General features: G+C 68.1%; 19 protein-coding genes. 7 read left to right on the plus strand and 12 right to left on the minus strand.

Features of this window, described 5'->3' with window-relative positions; all coding sequences use genetic code 11:
* Positions 1 to 154: 154 nt before the first annotated feature.
* Complete coding sequence (locus SBI67_RS24720) at positions 155 to 538, plus strand: winged helix-turn-helix transcriptional regulator (protein ID WP_318983118.1); 384 nt, start codon at positions 155 to 157, stop codon at positions 536 to 538.
* Here the strand turns inward: SBI67_RS24720 and SBI67_RS24725 are convergent.
* From SBI67_RS24725 to SBI67_RS24745, 5 genes are all read right to left on the minus strand, one after another.
* Positions 535 to 2,265 (minus strand): sodium/solute symporter, encoded by a 1,731-nt coding sequence (locus tag SBI67_RS24725; protein WP_318983119.1) that lies wholly within the window; start codon positions 2,263 to 2,265, stop codon positions 535 to 537. The genes SBI67_RS24720 and SBI67_RS24725 overlap by 4 nt on opposite strands.
* Positions 2,262 to 2,564 carry a hypothetical protein gene (locus tag SBI67_RS24730; RefSeq protein WP_318983329.1) on the minus strand — a complete coding sequence of 101 codons (303 nt, stop codon included), beginning with the start codon at positions 2,562 to 2,564 and terminating at the stop codon, positions 2,262 to 2,264. The genes SBI67_RS24725 and SBI67_RS24730 overlap by 4 nt, the downstream gene beginning before the upstream one ends.
* A gap of 148 nt (positions 2,565 to 2,712) precedes the next feature.
* Positions 2,713 to 3,480, minus strand: coding sequence for a LytR/AlgR family response regulator transcription factor (locus SBI67_RS24735; RefSeq protein ID WP_318983120.1), 768 nt, complete (start codon positions 3,478 to 3,480; stop codon positions 2,713 to 2,715).
* Positions 3,477 to 4,676: a sensor histidine kinase gene (locus SBI67_RS24740; RefSeq protein WP_318983121.1), complete on the minus strand. Its 1,200-nt coding sequence runs from the start codon at positions 4,674 to 4,676 to the stop codon at positions 3,477 to 3,479. Before SBI67_RS24740 ends, SBI67_RS24735 begins: the two co-directional genes overlap by 4 nt.
* Positions 4,677 to 4,703: 27 nt before the next feature.
* Positions 4,704 to 5,000 (minus strand): DUF732 domain-containing protein, encoded by a 297-nt coding sequence (locus SBI67_RS24745; protein ID WP_318983122.1) that lies wholly within the window; start codon positions 4,998 to 5,000, stop codon positions 4,704 to 4,706.
* 84 nt (positions 5,001 to 5,084) lie between these two features.
* On the opposite strand from SBI67_RS24745, the gene SBI67_RS24750 reads away from it, so the two are divergent.
* Positions 5,085 to 5,663 (plus strand): HhH-GPD-type base excision DNA repair protein, encoded by a 579-nt coding sequence (locus SBI67_RS24750; protein ID WP_318983123.1) that lies wholly within the window; start codon positions 5,085 to 5,087, stop codon positions 5,661 to 5,663.
* Positions 5,664 to 5,689: 26 nt separating this feature from the next.
* Positions 5,690 to 5,839, plus strand: a complete 150-nt coding sequence (locus SBI67_RS24755) for a DUF1059 domain-containing protein (protein WP_081664631.1) — start codon at positions 5,690 to 5,692, stop codon at positions 5,837 to 5,839.
* A gap of 85 nt (positions 5,840 to 5,924) precedes the next feature.
* Here SBI67_RS24755 and SBI67_RS24760 read toward each other — a convergent pair whose 3' ends face one another.
* Entirely contained in the window at positions 5,925 to 6,935 is a 1,011-nt protein-coding gene (locus SBI67_RS24760) for an Rv1157c family protein (RefSeq protein ID WP_318983124.1), read from the minus strand.
* Between the two features lie 47 nt (positions 6,936 to 6,982).
* Positions 6,983 to 7,600 (minus strand): hypothetical protein, encoded by a 618-nt coding sequence (locus SBI67_RS24765; RefSeq protein ID WP_318983125.1) that lies wholly within the window; start codon positions 7,598 to 7,600, stop codon positions 6,983 to 6,985.
* 143 nt (positions 7,601 to 7,743) lie between these two features.
* Here SBI67_RS24765 and SBI67_RS24770 point away from each other — a divergent pair, with 143 nt between their 5' ends.
* Positions 7,744 to 8,997 carry a mannosyltransferase gene (locus tag SBI67_RS24770; RefSeq protein WP_318983126.1) on the plus strand — a complete coding sequence of 418 codons (1,254 nt, stop codon included), beginning with the start codon at positions 7,744 to 7,746 and terminating at the stop codon, positions 8,995 to 8,997.
* Here the strand turns inward: SBI67_RS24770 and SBI67_RS24775 are convergent.
* Positions 8,942 to 9,226 carry a 4a-hydroxytetrahydrobiopterin dehydratase gene (locus SBI67_RS24775; RefSeq protein ID WP_036396893.1) on the minus strand — a complete coding sequence of 95 codons (285 nt, stop codon included), beginning with the start codon at positions 9,224 to 9,226 and terminating at the stop codon, positions 8,942 to 8,944. The genes SBI67_RS24770 and SBI67_RS24775 overlap by 56 nt on opposite strands.
* A 27-nt stretch (positions 9,227 to 9,253) precedes the next feature.
* Between SBI67_RS24775 and SBI67_RS24780 the strand changes: the two genes are divergently transcribed.
* A complete protein-coding gene (locus SBI67_RS24780) occupies positions 9,254 to 9,661 on the plus strand; it encodes a (deoxy)nucleoside triphosphate pyrophosphohydrolase (protein ID WP_318983127.1) in 408 nt (135 codons plus the stop codon).
* A gap of 7 nt (positions 9,662 to 9,668) precedes the next feature.
* On the opposite strand, the gene SBI67_RS24785 is transcribed toward SBI67_RS24780, so the two are convergent.
* Together SBI67_RS24785 and SBI67_RS24790 are read right to left on the minus strand one after the other, a co-directional pair.
* The gene (locus SBI67_RS24785) at positions 9,669 to 10,799 is read right to left on the minus strand and encodes a PrpF domain-containing protein (RefSeq protein ID WP_318983128.1); all 1,131 of its coding nucleotides are present in this window, start codon (positions 10,797 to 10,799) and stop codon (positions 9,669 to 9,671) included.
* A 143-nt stretch (positions 10,800 to 10,942) separates the two neighbouring features.
* The gene (locus SBI67_RS24790) at positions 10,943 to 12,340 is read right to left on the minus strand and encodes an SLC13 family permease (protein ID WP_318983129.1); all 1,398 of its coding nucleotides are present in this window, start codon (positions 12,338 to 12,340) and stop codon (positions 10,943 to 10,945) included.
* A 197-nt stretch (positions 12,341 to 12,537) separates the two neighbouring features.
* Here SBI67_RS24790 and SBI67_RS24795 point away from each other — a divergent pair, with 197 nt between their 5' ends.
* On the plus strand, positions 12,538 to 13,452 hold the full coding sequence (locus SBI67_RS24795; RefSeq protein WP_318983130.1) for a LysR family transcriptional regulator: 915 nt from the start codon (positions 12,538 to 12,540) through the stop codon (positions 13,450 to 13,452).
* Here SBI67_RS24795 and SBI67_RS24800 read toward each other — a convergent pair.
* The gene (locus tag SBI67_RS24800; RefSeq protein ID WP_318983131.1) at positions 13,449 to 13,715 is read right to left on the minus strand and encodes a hypothetical protein; all 267 of its coding nucleotides are present in this window, start codon (positions 13,713 to 13,715) and stop codon (positions 13,449 to 13,451) included. The two genes, SBI67_RS24795 and SBI67_RS24800, sit on opposite strands and share 4 nt — an antisense overlap.
* A 68-nt stretch (positions 13,716 to 13,783) precedes the next feature.
* Complete coding sequence (locus tag SBI67_RS24805) at positions 13,784 to 13,948, minus strand: hypothetical protein (protein WP_318983132.1); 165 nt, start codon at positions 13,946 to 13,948, stop codon at positions 13,784 to 13,786.
* A gap of 53 nt (positions 13,949 to 14,001) precedes the next feature.
* On the opposite strand from SBI67_RS24805, the gene typA reads away from it, so the two are divergent.
* Entirely contained in the window at positions 14,002 to 15,906 is a 1,905-nt protein-coding gene (gene typA / locus SBI67_RS24810; protein ID WP_024450901.1) for a translational GTPase TypA, read from the plus strand.
* Positions 15,907 to 15,914 lie beyond the last annotated feature (8 nt).

Genomic DNA, 15,914 nt, shown 5'->3' on the forward strand with positions numbered 1-15,914 from the left:
CGCGAGGCTAGCGCCATCACCCCGGTGTCCTGCAAGGATGGTTACTTTCCTGCGGGGAAGCATTGCACATCAGCGGAATTCAGGGCGATCCGCCACGGTTGAGTCTGACGGCAGTTACTTTCGATATGACACCAATGCAGCTCAGGAGGGTCCGATGGCCAGGCCGTGTCCGACGGGGCATCACGACAAGCACGACGTGTATTCGGACAGCTGCCCCTGTCGGGCCCTGCTGGACCTGCTGTCGAACAAGTGGTCTGCGCTGATCATCGGGTCACTCGAACAGCGCGGGGCGGTGCGGTTCTCCGAGTTGCAGGCGCAGCTGCCCGGCGTGGGCGCCAAGATGCTCACCCAGACGCTGCGGCGGTTGGAGGCGGCGTCCTTGGTGGACCGGACGGTGTACGCCGAGGTGCCCCCGCGGGTGGAGTACACGTTGACCGATCTCGGGGTCAGTGTGTCAGAACCCTTGGGGCTGTTGCGAACCTGGGTGGAGGACAATATCGATCGGGTCGAAGCGTTGAACCGGGACTGGAACAGTTAGTCTCGCGGCACGCGCTCCACACCCATCCCCAGCCGCTCCGGTACGTGCATGCGCGCAAAGATCCGCGCGACATCTGGTGTGGCACGGGTGAATCGGCTGACGATGATCATGGTGGCGAAGGCCAGCGGCACGCTGACGGCCGCGGGGTAGCCGACCATCACCGCCGGCCAGCCGCCGAGCACGTCGTCGTCGACGCCGCCGGCGATGGCCACCACGACCGCACCGCCGCAGACGCCACCGCCGGTGATCAGCCCGCAGGCGGCGCCGGTGGCAGTCAGCCCGCGCCACCAGATGCCAAGTACCAGAAGCGGACACAAAGTCGACGCCGCAACGGCGAATGCCAGACCGACGCTGCGGGATAGCTCAAGGCCTGACACCACCATCGACAGCGGAATCGGGATCAGCCCGCCGACGACGGCGGCCACCCGGAAATCCCGCACCCGCCCGCGCAGCACATCGGTGGCCAACGCGCCGGCGATGCTGACCAGCAGACCCGACGACGTGGCCAGGAACGCCGCGATCGCGCCGGCGGCCACCAGGGCGCCCAACAGCTGGCCGGCCACCCCGCCGATGGTGGAGCCGGGGGCGAGCAGTACCGCGGCGTCAGCGGTGCCGGTGATCAACAACTGGGGCACGTACAGCCGGGAGAACACGCCAAGCATGATGGGGAACAGGTAGAACACCGACACCATGGCGATGACGGCTAATGCGGTGCGCCGGGCCGCTCGACCGTCGGGATTCGTGTAGAAGCGCACCAGCACATGCGGCAGGCCCATCGTGCCCAGGAATGTCGCGACGATGATCGACACCACCTGATAGAGCGGATGTCCGCCGCCCAGTCCACCGCCGGAGGCGATCCATGTGCTGCCGGTGCCCGGGGTGCCCGCCACCACCGGGGTGGCGGCCCCGGCGGCCAGGGTCAGGGTGCTGCCCGCGGCGAGGGTGTGCTCACCCGGGGCGCCGATGGCGGCGGCTTTGACGTCTCGTCCGTCCAGCGCCCCGGTGACGGTGATGCCGGCCGGGTCGATCACCTGGACCACGACGTCGGTGTCGATGGCGACGGTGGTGTCATGCTGCACGCTCGGGGGCAGCGGGCCGCCGAGTTCCGCGCGGTCGTGCAGGAACAACGCAAGCAGGGCCAGCGCCGGCACGGCGACGGCGGTCAGCTTGAGCCAGTACTGGAAGGCCTGCACGAACGTGATCGAGCGCATGCCGCCGCCCACCACATTGCTGATGACGATTCCGCCGACCAACAGCGGGCCGATCCAGACCGGTACGCCGAGAAGGGTTTTCAGGGTGAGTCCGGCGCCCTGATATTGCGGTGCCAGGTAGAACACGCAGATCACCACCACGACGAGCATGGCCACCTTGCGTAGCCGTGCCGAACCCAGCCGGAACTCGGCGAAATCGGGCACGGTGTACGCGCCGGAGCGTCGCAGCGGCGCGGCCACGAACAACAGTAAGCCCAGATAGCCCGCGGTGAAGCCCACCGGGTACCACAGTGCGTCGGCGCCGTACTTGGCGATCAACCCGGCTACCCCGAGAAATGATGCCGCCGAAAGATATTCACCAGAGATGGCCGCGGCGTTCCAGCGCGAGCCGACGCTGCGGGAGGCGACCAGGAAGTCGGAGGTGGTGCGCGACAGGCGGACTCCGTAGGCGCCGATGGCGACGGTGGCCACCGCCGCGGCCAGCAGCGCGGCCGCCGTCAGCGGGGAGCCGGTCATGGTTCGCTGTCGACGACGCGGACGAAGTCCCGCTCGGCCTGTTCGGCGAGCCGGACGTACAACCGGCCGACGCCGTAGAGCAGCGGGTAGACCAGCACCGCCAGCAGCAACCAGTTCAAGCGCATCCCGAGCTCGGTCAGTGTGCCCAGGTGCGGTGCCAGCAGCACCGCCGCAGCGACCGCGGCGATGACGACCAGGCTCAGCCGCAGCGCCAAACCGAGCTGGGCGCGCACCAATCCGCGCACCAGGGCGTCACCCACCTGGGTCTGCTCCTGGACTTCCACCCGGGTGCGCACCATTCGGGCGCCGCGCCGGTGGGCGAGCACCACCCGCTGGCGTTCCGCGGCGGGCCGCGTAGTCGATGAGGCGGCGGGCCGCGTAGTCGATGAGGCGGCGGGCCGCGCATTGGGTCCCGCGGCGGGCCGCGGGTTCGGAGCCTCAGGTCGATCACTCATCAGCGGGCTTCAGATTGCGCATCGGATCACGGACCAACCGATCCCGCAGTTCGCGAGCCTGCCGCCGGCTCACCGGCAACTCCACGGCCGGGGACGTGCCGTTGGCGCGCAACCGGACCAGCACCGCGCCGTCCTGCGTGCGCAGGCCGGTGACCAGCCGCAGCGACACCAGGTACGACCGGTGGATGCGCTGGAAGCCGTGGTCGGCCCACCGGGTTTCCAACACGCTCAACGGGATTCGGACCAGGTGTGCCCCGGTGGCCGAGTGCAGGCGCGCGTAGTCGCCCTCGGCCTCCACCCAGCCGATGCTGTCGCGCGGCACCAGTTGGGTGATGCCGCCGAGTTCGGCCGGGATCACATCGGAATCCTGCTCGCCCGGTACCGTCGCGGTCTGGACCGTCGCGGCCCGGCGCACGGCCTCGTCGAGCCGGTCCTGCCGGATCGGTTTCAGCAGATAGTCGGTGGCGCCGACGTCGAACGCCGCCACGGCCTTGTCGTCATGGGCGGTCACGAAGACCACGGCGGGCCGGTGTGCGAAATTGGCCAGGATGCCGGCCAGTTCGATCCCGGACAGCCCCGGCATGTTGATGTCGAGGAACACCGCGTCGATGGTGTGCCGGTTGAGTTCGCGCAGCGCCGCGGTGGCGTCCCCGGCGGTGAATACCTCTGCCACACCGGGATGGCGGCCGAGTAGGTAGGCAAGCTCGTCGAGGGCGGGTGCCTCGTCGTCGACGGCCAGCACCGTCAGCTTCGCAGTCACGCCACCCCACTTCCACTGGCCCGCACCCCGGAGCGGAACTTCGGCACCCGCATGATCACCTTGGTGCCCGCCCCGAGAGCCGTCTCGACCACCAGACCGTAGTCGTTGCCGAACGCCGCACGCAGCCGATGGTCCACATTCGTCAAGCCCACGTGTGCGGACTGGTGTGTCTGCTCTGCCAACGCGTCCCCGTGCCCGGCCCGCAGCGTGTCGGGATCCATTCCGGTGCCGTCGTCTTCGACGGTGATGACGCAGTCGGTCCCGGCGTCGCGGGCGATGATCTCCACCGAGCCGCCACCCTGCCCGGCCAGGCCGTGGCGGACCGCGTTCTCCACCAACGGTTGTAACGCCAGGAACGGCACGACGACGTTGAGCACCTCGGGTGCCACCTGCAGCCGCACCGTCAGCATCGCCCCGAATCGGGCTCGTTCCAGCGTCAGATATCGGTCGATATTGCGCAGTTCCTCGGCCAGGGTGGTGTACTGGCCGGCCGCCCGGAACGAATAGCGGGTGAAATCGGCGAATTCCAGGATCAATTCGCGGGCGCGGTCGGGATCGGTGCGCACGAAGGATGCGATGGTGTTCAGTGCGTTGTAGATGAAGTGCGGGCTGATCTGCGCGCGCAGCGCCAGCACCTCGGCCCGGTCCAGACGCGCCCGGGACGCGTCGAGTTCGGCGAGCTCCAGTTGGCTCGCCGCGTACCGGGCCACCTCACCGATCGCGCCGAGCATGCCCGGACCCGGATTGCCGGCCGCGACCACCACGAGCGCACCCAGCACGTCTCCGCTCTCGGCGAGCAGCGGCTGGGCCACCACGGCGGTGGTGCCGTTGTTGGTCAGCACCCGCCGGGCGGCGGTCACCGAATCGCGCGCCGTGGTGGCGCAGGCGTCGTCGATATCGGGCTGCCAGATCGCGTCGTGGGCGGCGTCGCGGGCCAGCAACACCCCGTCACCGTCGAACAGCGCCACCCCGTCGGTGCCGGTCAACCCTCGTAGGAAGGGGGCTGCGGTCTGCGCAGACTCGGTGTCCAGGCCGCGCCGCAGGGCGCGCGCCGCCAGGGATGCGGTGTGCAGGGCGGTGTGCACGGCGCGTTCGGTGGGCGTGGCCACGACGCGGCGGGTGCGCACCACGAACACCGCAGCGACCGCCGCCAGTGCTGCGGCGGCGGCCAGCGCGAGGGCAACGGGGCCGGACATACGAAGGTTTGCGTGGGGTGGTGGATGCTACTGGACCGGGCAGGCGTATTTCCTGGCCACGTCCATCACCCGGTCTTGCGCGCCGGGACCGATGACGCCCTGGGCGGCCAGTTCCAATCCGATGTAGCCGGGGATGCCGCCGATACAGGCCTGGTGCGCGACGCGCCATGCGGTGTCGGGATTCAGGTTGTAGCCGTTGCGTTGCAGGCCTTGCATGTAGTCGTCGAACGCCGGCGTGCCCTGGTCCGGTATCGCGCCGGCCGGTGCGGCCAACACGAGAGCGGTGGCCAGCGCGGCGAGTAGGGGCGCCACCAGGCGTTTCATCTCGTCTCCCAAGGGTGTGAGCACGGTTGTGCAGTCCACGTTCGCACACTCCACCGGGCCGGCGGCGCACTTTAAACTGACCAGATGCCCACCCTGCAGCTGGTCCAAGACCCCGCGGCCGATGCCCTGCTTGAGTCCAATCCGTTCGCGTTGCTGGTCGGGATGCTGCTCGATCAGCAGATCCCGATGGAGACGGCGTTCGCGGGGCCGAAGAAGATCGCCGACCGGATCGGCGCTGTCGACGCCCGCCAGATCGCCGAATACAACCCGGACGAATTCACCGCGCTGTGCTCGGAAACACCGGCGATCCACCGCTTTCCGGGCTCGATGTCCAAGCGGGTGCAGGCGCTGGCGCAGGCCGTGGTCGACGACTACGACGGCGATGTGACGGCGTTGTGGACCGCCGGTGATCCCGACGGTGCCGAGGTGCTGCGCCGGCTGAAACGGCTGCCCGGCTTCGGTGAGCAGAAGGCCAAGATCTTCCTGGCGCTGCTGGGCAAACAGTACGGCGTGACGCCGGCGGGCTGGCGGGCCGCGGCAGGTGATTACGGCAAGGCCGGCACGCACATGTCGGTCGCCGATGTGGTGGACGCCGGTTCACTGCAGGAGGTTCGGGCGTACAAGAAGAAGATGAAGGCTGCCGCAAAGGCCGCCAAGGCCTGACTCGCGCGATATGAGATGGTGATCACATGGCGAAGACGCATCTGAATTGCCCGTGCGGCGAAGCGATCAGCGGGACCGACGAGGACGATCTGGTGGAGAAGGCGCAGGAGCACCTGGCGCAGGCGCATCCCGGTCGTGAGTACGACCGCGAGATGATCCTGTTCATGGCGTACTGAACGGACCTCTCACCAGACGACGGTGCACCCAGATCGCTTATCGGGCCGGATTTGCACTCTGGATGCACCGTCGCGGTACTGGGGCCTACGGCACCACCGTCGAGCCGATGGTCGGCATGAACTGGCACTGCTTTTCGGTCGTGGTCACCTGACCGAAGATCGTCGACATGATGCTGCCCGAACCGGTGTCGACGATCGCCGTCAACGTGGTCGGCCCTTCAGGGTTCATGTCAGAGCGCGGCTTCAGCGTCGCGGTCCCGGACTTCCCGGTCGTCAGGTTCACCCAGGTGACGTTCAGCGGGAGCTTCTGCTCCGCGGCCGGGCCGGGCGTGCCGACCGCGGTGAAGACATAAGCGGTCTGGCCGGGACCGGGGCCGGGGGTGGGAATCGCGGCGGGGCCGGCCACCGAGATGGCGGTCGCCAGCACATTGCCGCCGTCGGATAGGCAGCCGTTGCTGATCGACGGGTACATGAAGTCCTGCTTGGTCGCCGCGTCCGGGCTGAGCAAACCCGCCGGGGCGGGTGCGGCAGCAGGGCCCGGGGCCGGCGCAGGAGCCGGAGCCGGCACAGCGGCGGGTGCGGGCACCGCGTCGGGTGCCGGAGCCGGCGCGGCCAGTGCTGCGGCATCGGGCGCCGGTGCGGGAGAGGGCGCGGGAGCGGGTGCCGGTGCGGGAGCGGGTGCCGGCGCCGGAGCGGCGAGCGACGCCGCGCCCGGTACCGGACCGACGGCGAAGGCCGGGTCCACCCCGGCCGGCAGATGAGCCTCCGGCCCGGCGCCGGCCGCAGGCACATGGGCCGTCGGCTCGGCGACGAACTGGTTCACCGCAGCCGCCACATTCTTCGAATCACTCGGTGCCGCCGCGTTTCCGGCGAACGCGGCGGCAGCGGCCATGAGCATCGACGCAGCGCCGGACGGATCCGCCGCCGCCTGCTGAATCGCCGGGCCGAGCGTCTCCATGGCCGGCAGGCCCGGGGCCTGCAGGCTGTTGATCGGCAGTGGTGACGGCACCGTCGGGTCAGCGCCGGCTATTCCGCTACCCAGTACCACCAGCGTCGTTGCCGCGGTGCTGGTGAGCAGTGTCCGGATCGATGACATGTATCCCCCTGGATATGTGGTGATGACGACGGTCGGTCAGTGCCGGGTCACGGCAAGGCGGACAGCGCGTTGGTCGGCAGGAGCATCGGCACCAGACTTGCGGCACCCGGCAGTGCGGAGGCGGCCGCGGGAGCGGCGGCGGTCGCCGGCGCGCCGAGCGCTGCGGGTGTGGTGGTGGCGGCCGACGCGGCCTTGGGCAGCAGGCCGGCCAGCGGCGAGCCGGCGGGCATCAACCCGGCCAGGGCACCCGGGAAGTCCAACTGCTTGGGCAGATCCAGCCCGGCCACCTGCGGCAGGTTCACATCGGCCGCGGGCAGCAGCACATTGCCGGTGGGCGCAGGCGCGGTAGCGGCTGCCGCGGGTGTGGCCGCCGACGCCGGGGTGACAGCGGGCAACTGGGGCAGCGTCAGATTGGCGCTCGCGGTCGGAGCCGGAGCCGCAGGTGCGGCCGGCGTCGCGGCCGCGGGAACCGCGGTGGCGGCTCCGCCGCCGGACAGTGCGGAGGCCAGGCCCTGGATGAGCTGCGGTGCCATGGCGAGCTGGTTGGCGAACGGCAGCGCGGGTGCGGCCGGCGCGCCGGGCGTCACCGGTGCCGGCGGCAGCGGGTCGGCGGCGGCCAGCGGGCTCATCGCGAGCGCGGTAGCAGCGCCGGCTCCGGCAATCACGCTGGAAATAAAGGTTTTTCTGGTGGCTGGCATGGTTCTCCCCAATTCGTTGACGGCAGGCCTGCACCCGACGGTATTCAGTTACTGGTGTTACTCAAGTGACACGTGTGGCGGTTATTCAACCGTTACGGAGGTGTGCGCCGATGGTGACCGCGGGCCGCGCGGCTACAGTCGTGCCGGTAGACACCATCTCTTCGCGCGCCCGCGGCGCGCCGCTGATCCGGCTGGCGCCGGCCGTGCTCGCGCTCAGCATCGCGGCCCGGCTGGCCTGGACCTACCTGGTACCCAACGGCGCGAACTTCGTCGACCTGCACGTGTACGTGGGGGGCGCTGCCGCCCTGAACCATCCCGGCACCCTCTACGACTACGTGTATGCCGACCAGACGCCGGACTTCCCGCTGCCCTTCACGTATCCGCCATTCGCCGCGGTGGTGTTCTACCCGCTGCACCTGCTGCCGTTCGGCGTGGTGGCCTTCCTCTGGCAACTCGGCACCATCGCCGCGCTCTACGGCGTGGTGGCGCTGAGCCTGCGATTGCTGGGACGAGCCGATGCGCGCCTGGCGATGGTGTGGACGGCCGTGGGTATCTGGACCGAGCCGCTGCGCAGCACGTTCGACTACGGGCAGATCAACGTCCTGCTGGTGCTGGCCGTGCTCTACGCGGTGTACAGCTCGCGGTGGTGGGTGTCGGGCCTACTGGTTGGCCTGGCGGCCGGAGTGAAGCTGACGCCGGCGGTATCGGGCCTGTACTTCCTGGGCGTGCGCCGCTGGGCGGCCGTCGCGTTCTCGGCTGTGGTGTTCGCGGCCACCGTCGGCGTGTCGATCCTGGTGGTGGGTGAACAAGGCCGCTACTACTTCACCGATCTGCTCGGCGATGCCCGCCGTGTCGGCCCGATCGGCACCTCGTTCAACCAGTCGGTGCGTGGCGCCATCTCCCGCATCGTCGGCCACGACGCCGGCTATGGGCCGGTCGTGGTGGCCATCCTGGTCGTGGCCGCGGCACTGGCAGTGCTGGCCTGGCGCGCGGTCGACGGAGCCGACGACCGACTGGCCGGCATCGTCATCGTGCAGTTGTTCGGGCTGCTGCTGTCACCGATCTCGTGGACACACCACTGGGTATGGCTGATCCCGCTGATGATCTGGCTGCTGCACGGCCCCGTACGGAAGCGGCTGGGCGCGCGGATATTCGGATGGGGCTGGCTGGCGTTGACCCTCATCGGCTTGCCCTGGCTGTTGAGCTTCGCGCAACCGACCATCTGGGAGATCGGCCGGCCGTGGTACCTGGCCTGGGCCGGCCTGATCTACCCGGTGGCCACCCTGGCCACGCTGGGATGGATGGCCGCTACTGGCCGAGAATCCGGTCGATATCGGCCGCCATCGCCAGATCCTTCTCGGTGATCCCACCCGCGGAATGCGTCACCAGGGCGAAAGTGACCGTCCGCCAACGGATATCGATATCGGGGTGATGGTCGGCCTGCTCGGCGAATTCGGCGACGCGGCGCACCGCGTCGATCCCGTCCAGAAACGCCGGGAACTTGACCGACCGGTGCAGGGCGCCCGCGGCCCGTTCCCACCCGGGAAGATCGGCCAGCGCGGCATCGACCTGTTCGTTCGTCAACACAGCCATGCAATCGACGGTATACCGTCATCGGCGATGCATGAGCAGATCGTCGTTGCGGGGGCGCTCATTTCGCATGGCGTCCTGCTGGTTGCGCAACGGGCGCGCCCCGCCGAGTTGGCCGGGCTGTGGGAACTGCCCGGTGGCAAGGTCGCGCCGGGGGAGTCCGACGCCGAGGCGCTGGCCCGCGAACTGCACGAGGAACTCGAGATCCGGGTGCGGGTGGGCGCCCGCATCGGGTCGGATGTGACCTTGTCCAACGGCATGACGCTGCGCGCCTACCGGGTGACCCTCACCGACGGCACCCCGCAGCCGCACGACCACCGCGCCCTGCGCTGGGTGTCGGCTGCCGAGCTCGACGACCTGCCCTGGGTGCCGGCGGATCGGGGTTGGGTGCCCGATCTGCTGGCCGCGCTGCGGAGTAACCGGGCCCGCTCGACCTGATGCGGCGTCACACGCCTGCGCCGACAAGCGCCGGTGCGGTGACGAAAAGTTCTGCCGTGGCGATCTTTCGGGCTGCGCGGTGCAGGGTCACTGCTGTCAACGCGCCGTCTGCGGCTCTGGTGAGGTCGACGTGTAGCACCCCGGCGGCGGTGCCCAGCCGAAGTGAATCGGCTACCGGCATGCGCATACTGTGTGCGACGGTGCTACCCGGGATCGTCGCCGCTGCGGCGACGGCGACGGCGGACGTGAGCCCGATGGCGGGGTGCGGGGCCAGCATGGACACCATCCGCACCGAGATGTCGTACTCGTCGGCGCACACCTCATTGCCGGCACTCGTGCGGTAGGTCCTCGGTGGGCCCACCACGCCGACTTTCGGGATGGCGTGACTGATCGGCTCGCCAACCCTGCTCAAACCCATCAGCAGCGAGGACTTTTGGCGAAGCGCCACCAACAATTCCATCCGATCGGCGATCACGTCGTTGTCCTCGGTTCCGGTCAAGCCGAGATCGGCCGCGTCGAACAGAGCCGCCGGCGCGCCGGCCACCAGCATCGTTGCGGTGTACCTGCCGCCGGCGACCTGGACGTGGTCGACGGCGTGCCCGGTGCGCAGCACGCCCGACGGATCGCTGTCCAGCCCGGTGAAGGACAGACCCACCGGCACCCCGAGCGCATTGGTGCCGGGCACCCGTGCGGTGCCCTCACTTGGGATCACCCCGCCGGGAGTGGCGATCTCCGCGGTGAGGACGGCGCCGGTGTTCTCGTTGCGCATCCGGATCTCGGTCGTCGAATCGTTGACGGCGACGAGGCCGGTCTGTAAGGCGTAGAGGCCGATCGCGGTGGCGCAATTGCCGCAGTTGCTGCCCCATTCGACTCGTCGATCACCGATCGCCACCTGGGCGAAGAGGTAGTCGACGTCGATGCCGGGCAGCTGCGAGCGGCGCACGATGGCCGCCTTCGATGTCGTCGAACTTCCGCCACCGACCCCGTCGAGCTGGCGGGGATCGCCGGATCCGAAAGCCGAGGTGAGCAGCGCGTCGAGGCCGCCGGCGTCGGTCAGCAGGGGGTCGACATCCACGGCGTTGAACAGCCAGCACTTGCTGGTTCCGCCCCGCATCCAGGTGCCACGAAGAGTGAGCATGTCTGATCAGGCCTTTCCACACGAGAAGTGAGGTGTGATTCCACTGTGAGCGCTCCCGGCATGTAGCACAATCACGCATTACCGGATAGGGCTTAATTTTTTCTAAAGTCCGGCTTCGTGGCTGCGCAGCGGCGAATGCGGGCTCAGAACAACGCGGGTGCGACTACCAGCACGAGCCAGCACAGTGCCGGAGCCAGGGCGACGACGATGCCGGCGTTGAGCAACAGCTGGCGGTAGAACCTCGGCCGGGCAATCCCTTGGGCATTGGCCAGCACGAGGGCACCGTTTGTGGAGAACGGTGAGACGTCGACAACGGTGGCCGAAATCGCCAGTGCGGCAACGACACCGACGACGGGTAACGCTCCGGTGTGCAGTAGCGGAAGGGCCATCGGGATGATGGCGGTGAGCAGCGCGGTGGAGGAGGCGAACGCCGAGGTGACGCCGATGACGTAGCAGAGCACGGCGGCAACCAGCAAGGGCGCACCGATGGTCATGGACATCTCGGCGAGGTGGTCGATGGTGCCGATCTCTTGCAGTACCGAGATGTAGGTGATCATGCCGGCAACCAGCAGCACGGTGGACCAGCTGATCCCGGCAATCGCCTCGTTCTGCTTGGACAGGTCGGTGAAGGCCAGAACAGCGCCCGCGGCGATGGAGATGAAACTGATCGGCAGGTGGAACACCAGCACCAGCACCAGTACCACGGCGATGAGCGCCAGCGTGAGCTTCTGTACGCGGGTCACCGGAGTGGGCATCGCGTCCAGGAGGACGCCGGTGCGCACCGCCGGTCGGGTGAGCAGTCCGGTGCCGGTAGTTCCCGAGCCTGCGCCGAGCGGGGTGTCGCGCGGGGCACGGCCGGTGCCAACGCCGGTGGATCCGAGGTCGTCGTGATCGAAGCCTTCCGGGGTGCCGGTGGCACTGAACTCCAGGTGGCGGACCCGGGCCAACGCGGCATATCCGACGACGGTCAGGACTGAGAGCAGCAGGTTGATGCCGTAGCTGGCGAAGAAAAGCGTCCACGGGTTGATGCTCAGGCCGCTCTTCTCGACGATGTCGCGGACCAGCACGCCGGAAACCGAGATCGGGGAGAACGCCCCGGCGTGGGCGCCGTTGATCGTCATGATGCCCATCACCAGCGGGCTCATCTTGGTTCGTGCGGCGAACGACATCGCTGCCGGAGAGATCAAAGCCACGGCCGCCGGGCTGAACGTGCCGAGCGCGGTCAAGACCGAGGCGCAGAAGAAGAACACCCACGGCACCACGGTGACGCGGCCGCGCACCCCGCGGATGCAGGCGTTGACCAGCAGGTCGATCGTGCCGTTGCGTTTGGCCATGCCGAAGAAGTAGGTGACACCGACGATGGTGAGCACGATCGAACTGGGGAACTCGGCCAAGAGCTCCTTGTCGTCATAGCCGAGCATGAAGTACCCGACGCCGAAGGCGCCGATGAATCCGAGAATGCCGATGTTGATGGGAAAAAATGTGGCGATGACGAACATCGCCACCAGGGCGATCAGCGGTAGCACTTCGACAGAGGTCATCGTTGGTCTCTCAGTTCCGGAGAAGGTCGCGCTGCGCGCAAGCCGAGCACCGTCCCGCCTTTCGGCGGAGCTGCGATGGTTGCGGGTCACACCCTTCGTTGATCATTACCCAGATCACACTAAGAACGTGTTGACTTAACGACAATGTCGACTATGTACAGTAGGGTTCAGTTTCTCTTAAACCACGCTGGAGTGTTGTGCTCGATACCAATCGGATGTTCACGTTGCGTGAGGTTGCCACCCACGGATCCATCACCGCGGCCGCGGAGGCTCTGGGTTACACGACGTCTGCCGTCTCACAACAGATCGCCAAGCTCGAAAAGGAAGCGGGGCAACCTCTTCTCGAACGTCACGCCCGCGGTGTGGCGCTGACCGATGCCGGCCGATCGGTGGTCCGGCACACGGAGCGCATCCTGGTCGAACTGCATGCCGCGGAAGCCGAACTGGCCGAGATCCGGGGCCTACGAGCGGGCGTCCTGGCCATCGGCACCTTTCCCACGGCCGGCTCGTCGCTGTTGCCGCTGGTGGTCAAGGAGTTCAAGACGCGGCACCCCGGGGTCGAACTGAAGGTGTTCAGCGGCCGTTTCGACCGGCTCGTCGATGCGCTCCGCCGGCGTGAGACCGAACTGTCCCTGCTCTGGGACTACGAGTGGAACCGGATCAACGACCCGACCCTGACCTACCACCACCTGATGAACGATCCGACCATGCTGCTGGTGTCAGAACATCACCGGCTCGCCGATCGCGATGCGATCGGCATCGGCGAACTCCGTGACGAGTCCTGGGTGGTGCGCGCCGAAGACCATCCCGTCGCGCAGACGTTGGAAAAGCTCTGTCAGCAAGGCGGATTCGCGCCCCGCACCAGTGTGTTCGCCCACGATTACGGCGAAGTGCAAGCCATGGTCGCGGTGCAGCTGGGTGTGGCGATCGCCCCCCGGTTGGCGGTGCTCAACCCGCGGCCCGACGTGCGTTCGATCCGCCTGGCCACCCGCCCGCCCCAACGTCGGATACTCATCGCGCATCTCGCCGAGCGACGGTTGAGTCCAGCCGCGCACGAGGCCATCGCGGTGAGCGCCGCCGCCGCACGCCAACTCGAGGAAGGCTTCGCCTAGTACCGGAGTCGGTCGCCGACCACCCGTACCTCACCTCCGGGATGCTGGGCGGCGTAGATCGGGTGGATGAGCGACTGATGGCGGCATTGTGGGCACGACGCCTGCGGCGCATTGGCCGAGGCGAAGGTCAGATGGTGACATGCCGCACACCGGACCACGAATGCCGCGCCGATCCAGTTGAGCAATCCGAGGTAGATCGCCGCCGTCGTGGCCAGCGCCAGCACGATGATCAGCGCTACGGTGAGTGCCTCGTAAACCGTCATGATCGCTACCTCCAACCATCGGTGACGGACACTTCAACGGTACGCCCGATGACGCCGGTCGATGCAGGTCATCGGGACTTTCTGGCATCTTTGTGGACTTTCTCCAGCTCCTTTCCAGTCACACCGGCGTGGGCGGCCTTGCGCACCTTGTGCAGCACCAACGGACAGCGCTTGCAGCGGGGCTTACTGCGGCAGCACTTCTTCTTCGGCTTGGCCGATACCAGCTTCTTCACGCGCTCTTCCGTCGTTTTCGTGATCGGGTACTCACACTGCGACAATCACCGTCGTGGATTCTCGCCCGAACTTTCGCAACGTTGCCATCGTCGCGCACGTCGACCACGGTAAAACCACCTTGGTCGACGCCATGCTGCGGCAGTCCGGTGCGTTGACCCACCGCGGTGACGACGCGACCGAACGCATCATGGACTCCGGTGACCTTGAGAAGGAAAAAGGCATCACCATCCTGGCCAAGAACACCGCGGTGCACCGGCACAACGCCGACGGCACCGTCACGGTGATCAACGTCATCGACACCCCGGGCCACGCCGACTTCGGTGGTGAGGTGGAGCGCGGCCTGTCGATGGTGGACGGCGTGGTGCTCCTGGTCGACGCCTCCGAGGGCCCGCTACCGCAGACCCGATTCGTGCTGCGCAAGGCGCTGGCCGCGCACCTGCCGGTGATCCTGGTGGTCAACAAGACCGACCGGCCCGACGCCCGCATCGCCGAGGTCGTCGAGGAGAGCCACGACTTGCTGCTCGACGTCGCCTCCGATCTGGACGAGGACGCCCAGGCCGCGGCCGAGAAGGCGCTGGACCTGCCGACGCTGTACGCCTCCGGGCGTGCGGGCATCGCCAGCACCAACCAGCCCGCCAACGGCGAAAACCCCGACGGCGAGAACCTCGACCCGCTGTTCGACGTGCTGATGGAGCACATCCCGCCGCCGCAGGGCGATCCCGAGGCGCCGCTGCAGGCGCTGGTGACCAACCTCGACGCCTCGGCGTTCCTGGGCAGGCTCGCGCTGATCCGCATCTACAAGGGCAGGCTCAAGAAGGGCCAGCAGGTGGCCTGGATGCGCGAGGTCGACGGGCATCCCGTCGTCACCAACGCCAAGATCACCGAACTGCTGGGCACCGTCGGCGTCGAGCGCACGCCCACCGAGGAGGCCGTCGCCGGTGACATCGTCGCGGTGGCCGGGATTCCCGAGATCATGATCGGCGACACCCTGGCCGACCCCGACCATGCGCACGCGCTGCCACGCATCACCGTCGACGAGCCGGCCATCTCGGTGACCATCGGCACCAACACCTCACCGCTGGCCGGCAAGGTGTCCGGGCACAAACTCACCGCGCGCATGGTCAAGAACCGGCTGGACCAAGAACTCGTCGGCAACGTGTCGATCCGCGTGGTCGACATCGGCCGTCCCGACGCCTGGGAGGTGCAGGGCCGTGGCGAGCTGGCGCTGGCCATCCTGGTCGAGCAGATGCGCCGCGAGGGTTTCGAGCTGACCGTCGGTAAGCCGCAGGTGGTCACCCGGCAGGTCGACGGCAAGCTGCACGAGCCGTTCGAGGCGCTGACCATCGACTGCCCCGAGGAGCACCTCGGTGCCATCACCCAGCTGATGGCTGCCCGCAAGGGCCGCATGGAGCAGATGACCAACCACGCTGCCGGATGGGTGCGGATGGACTTCATCGTGCCCAGCCGTGGCCTGATCGGTTTCCGCACCGACTTTCTGACCATCACCCGCGGCACCGGCATCGCCAATGCGGTGTTCGACGGGTACCGGCCGTGGGCGGGCGAGATCCGCGCCCGGCACACCGGTTCGTTGGTGTCCGACCGGTCCGGTCAGGTGACGCCGTTCGCGATGATCCAGCTGGCCGATCGCGGGACGTTCTTCGTCGAGCCGGGTGAGGACACCTACGAGGGCCAGGTCGTCGGGATCAACCCGCGCGCAGAGGATCTCGACATCAACATCACTCGCGAGAAGAAGCTCACCAACATGCGGTCCTCCACGGCCGATGTGATGGAGACGCTGGCGCGGCCGATGGAGCTGGGCCTGGAGCAGGCCATGGAGTTCTGCGCCGAGGACGAGTGCGTCGAGGTGACCCCGGAAGTGGTGCGGGTACGTAAGGTCGAGCTGACCGCCAGCCTGCGCGCCCGCGCGAAGGCACGCGCGAAGCAGCAGCAGGGCTGACGGCAGCT

The sequence above is a fragment of the Mycolicibacterium chengduense genome, assembly GCF_033741155.1.
In the GTDB taxonomy this organism is placed as follows: Bacteria; Actinomycetota; Actinomycetes; order Mycobacteriales; family Mycobacteriaceae; genus Mycobacterium.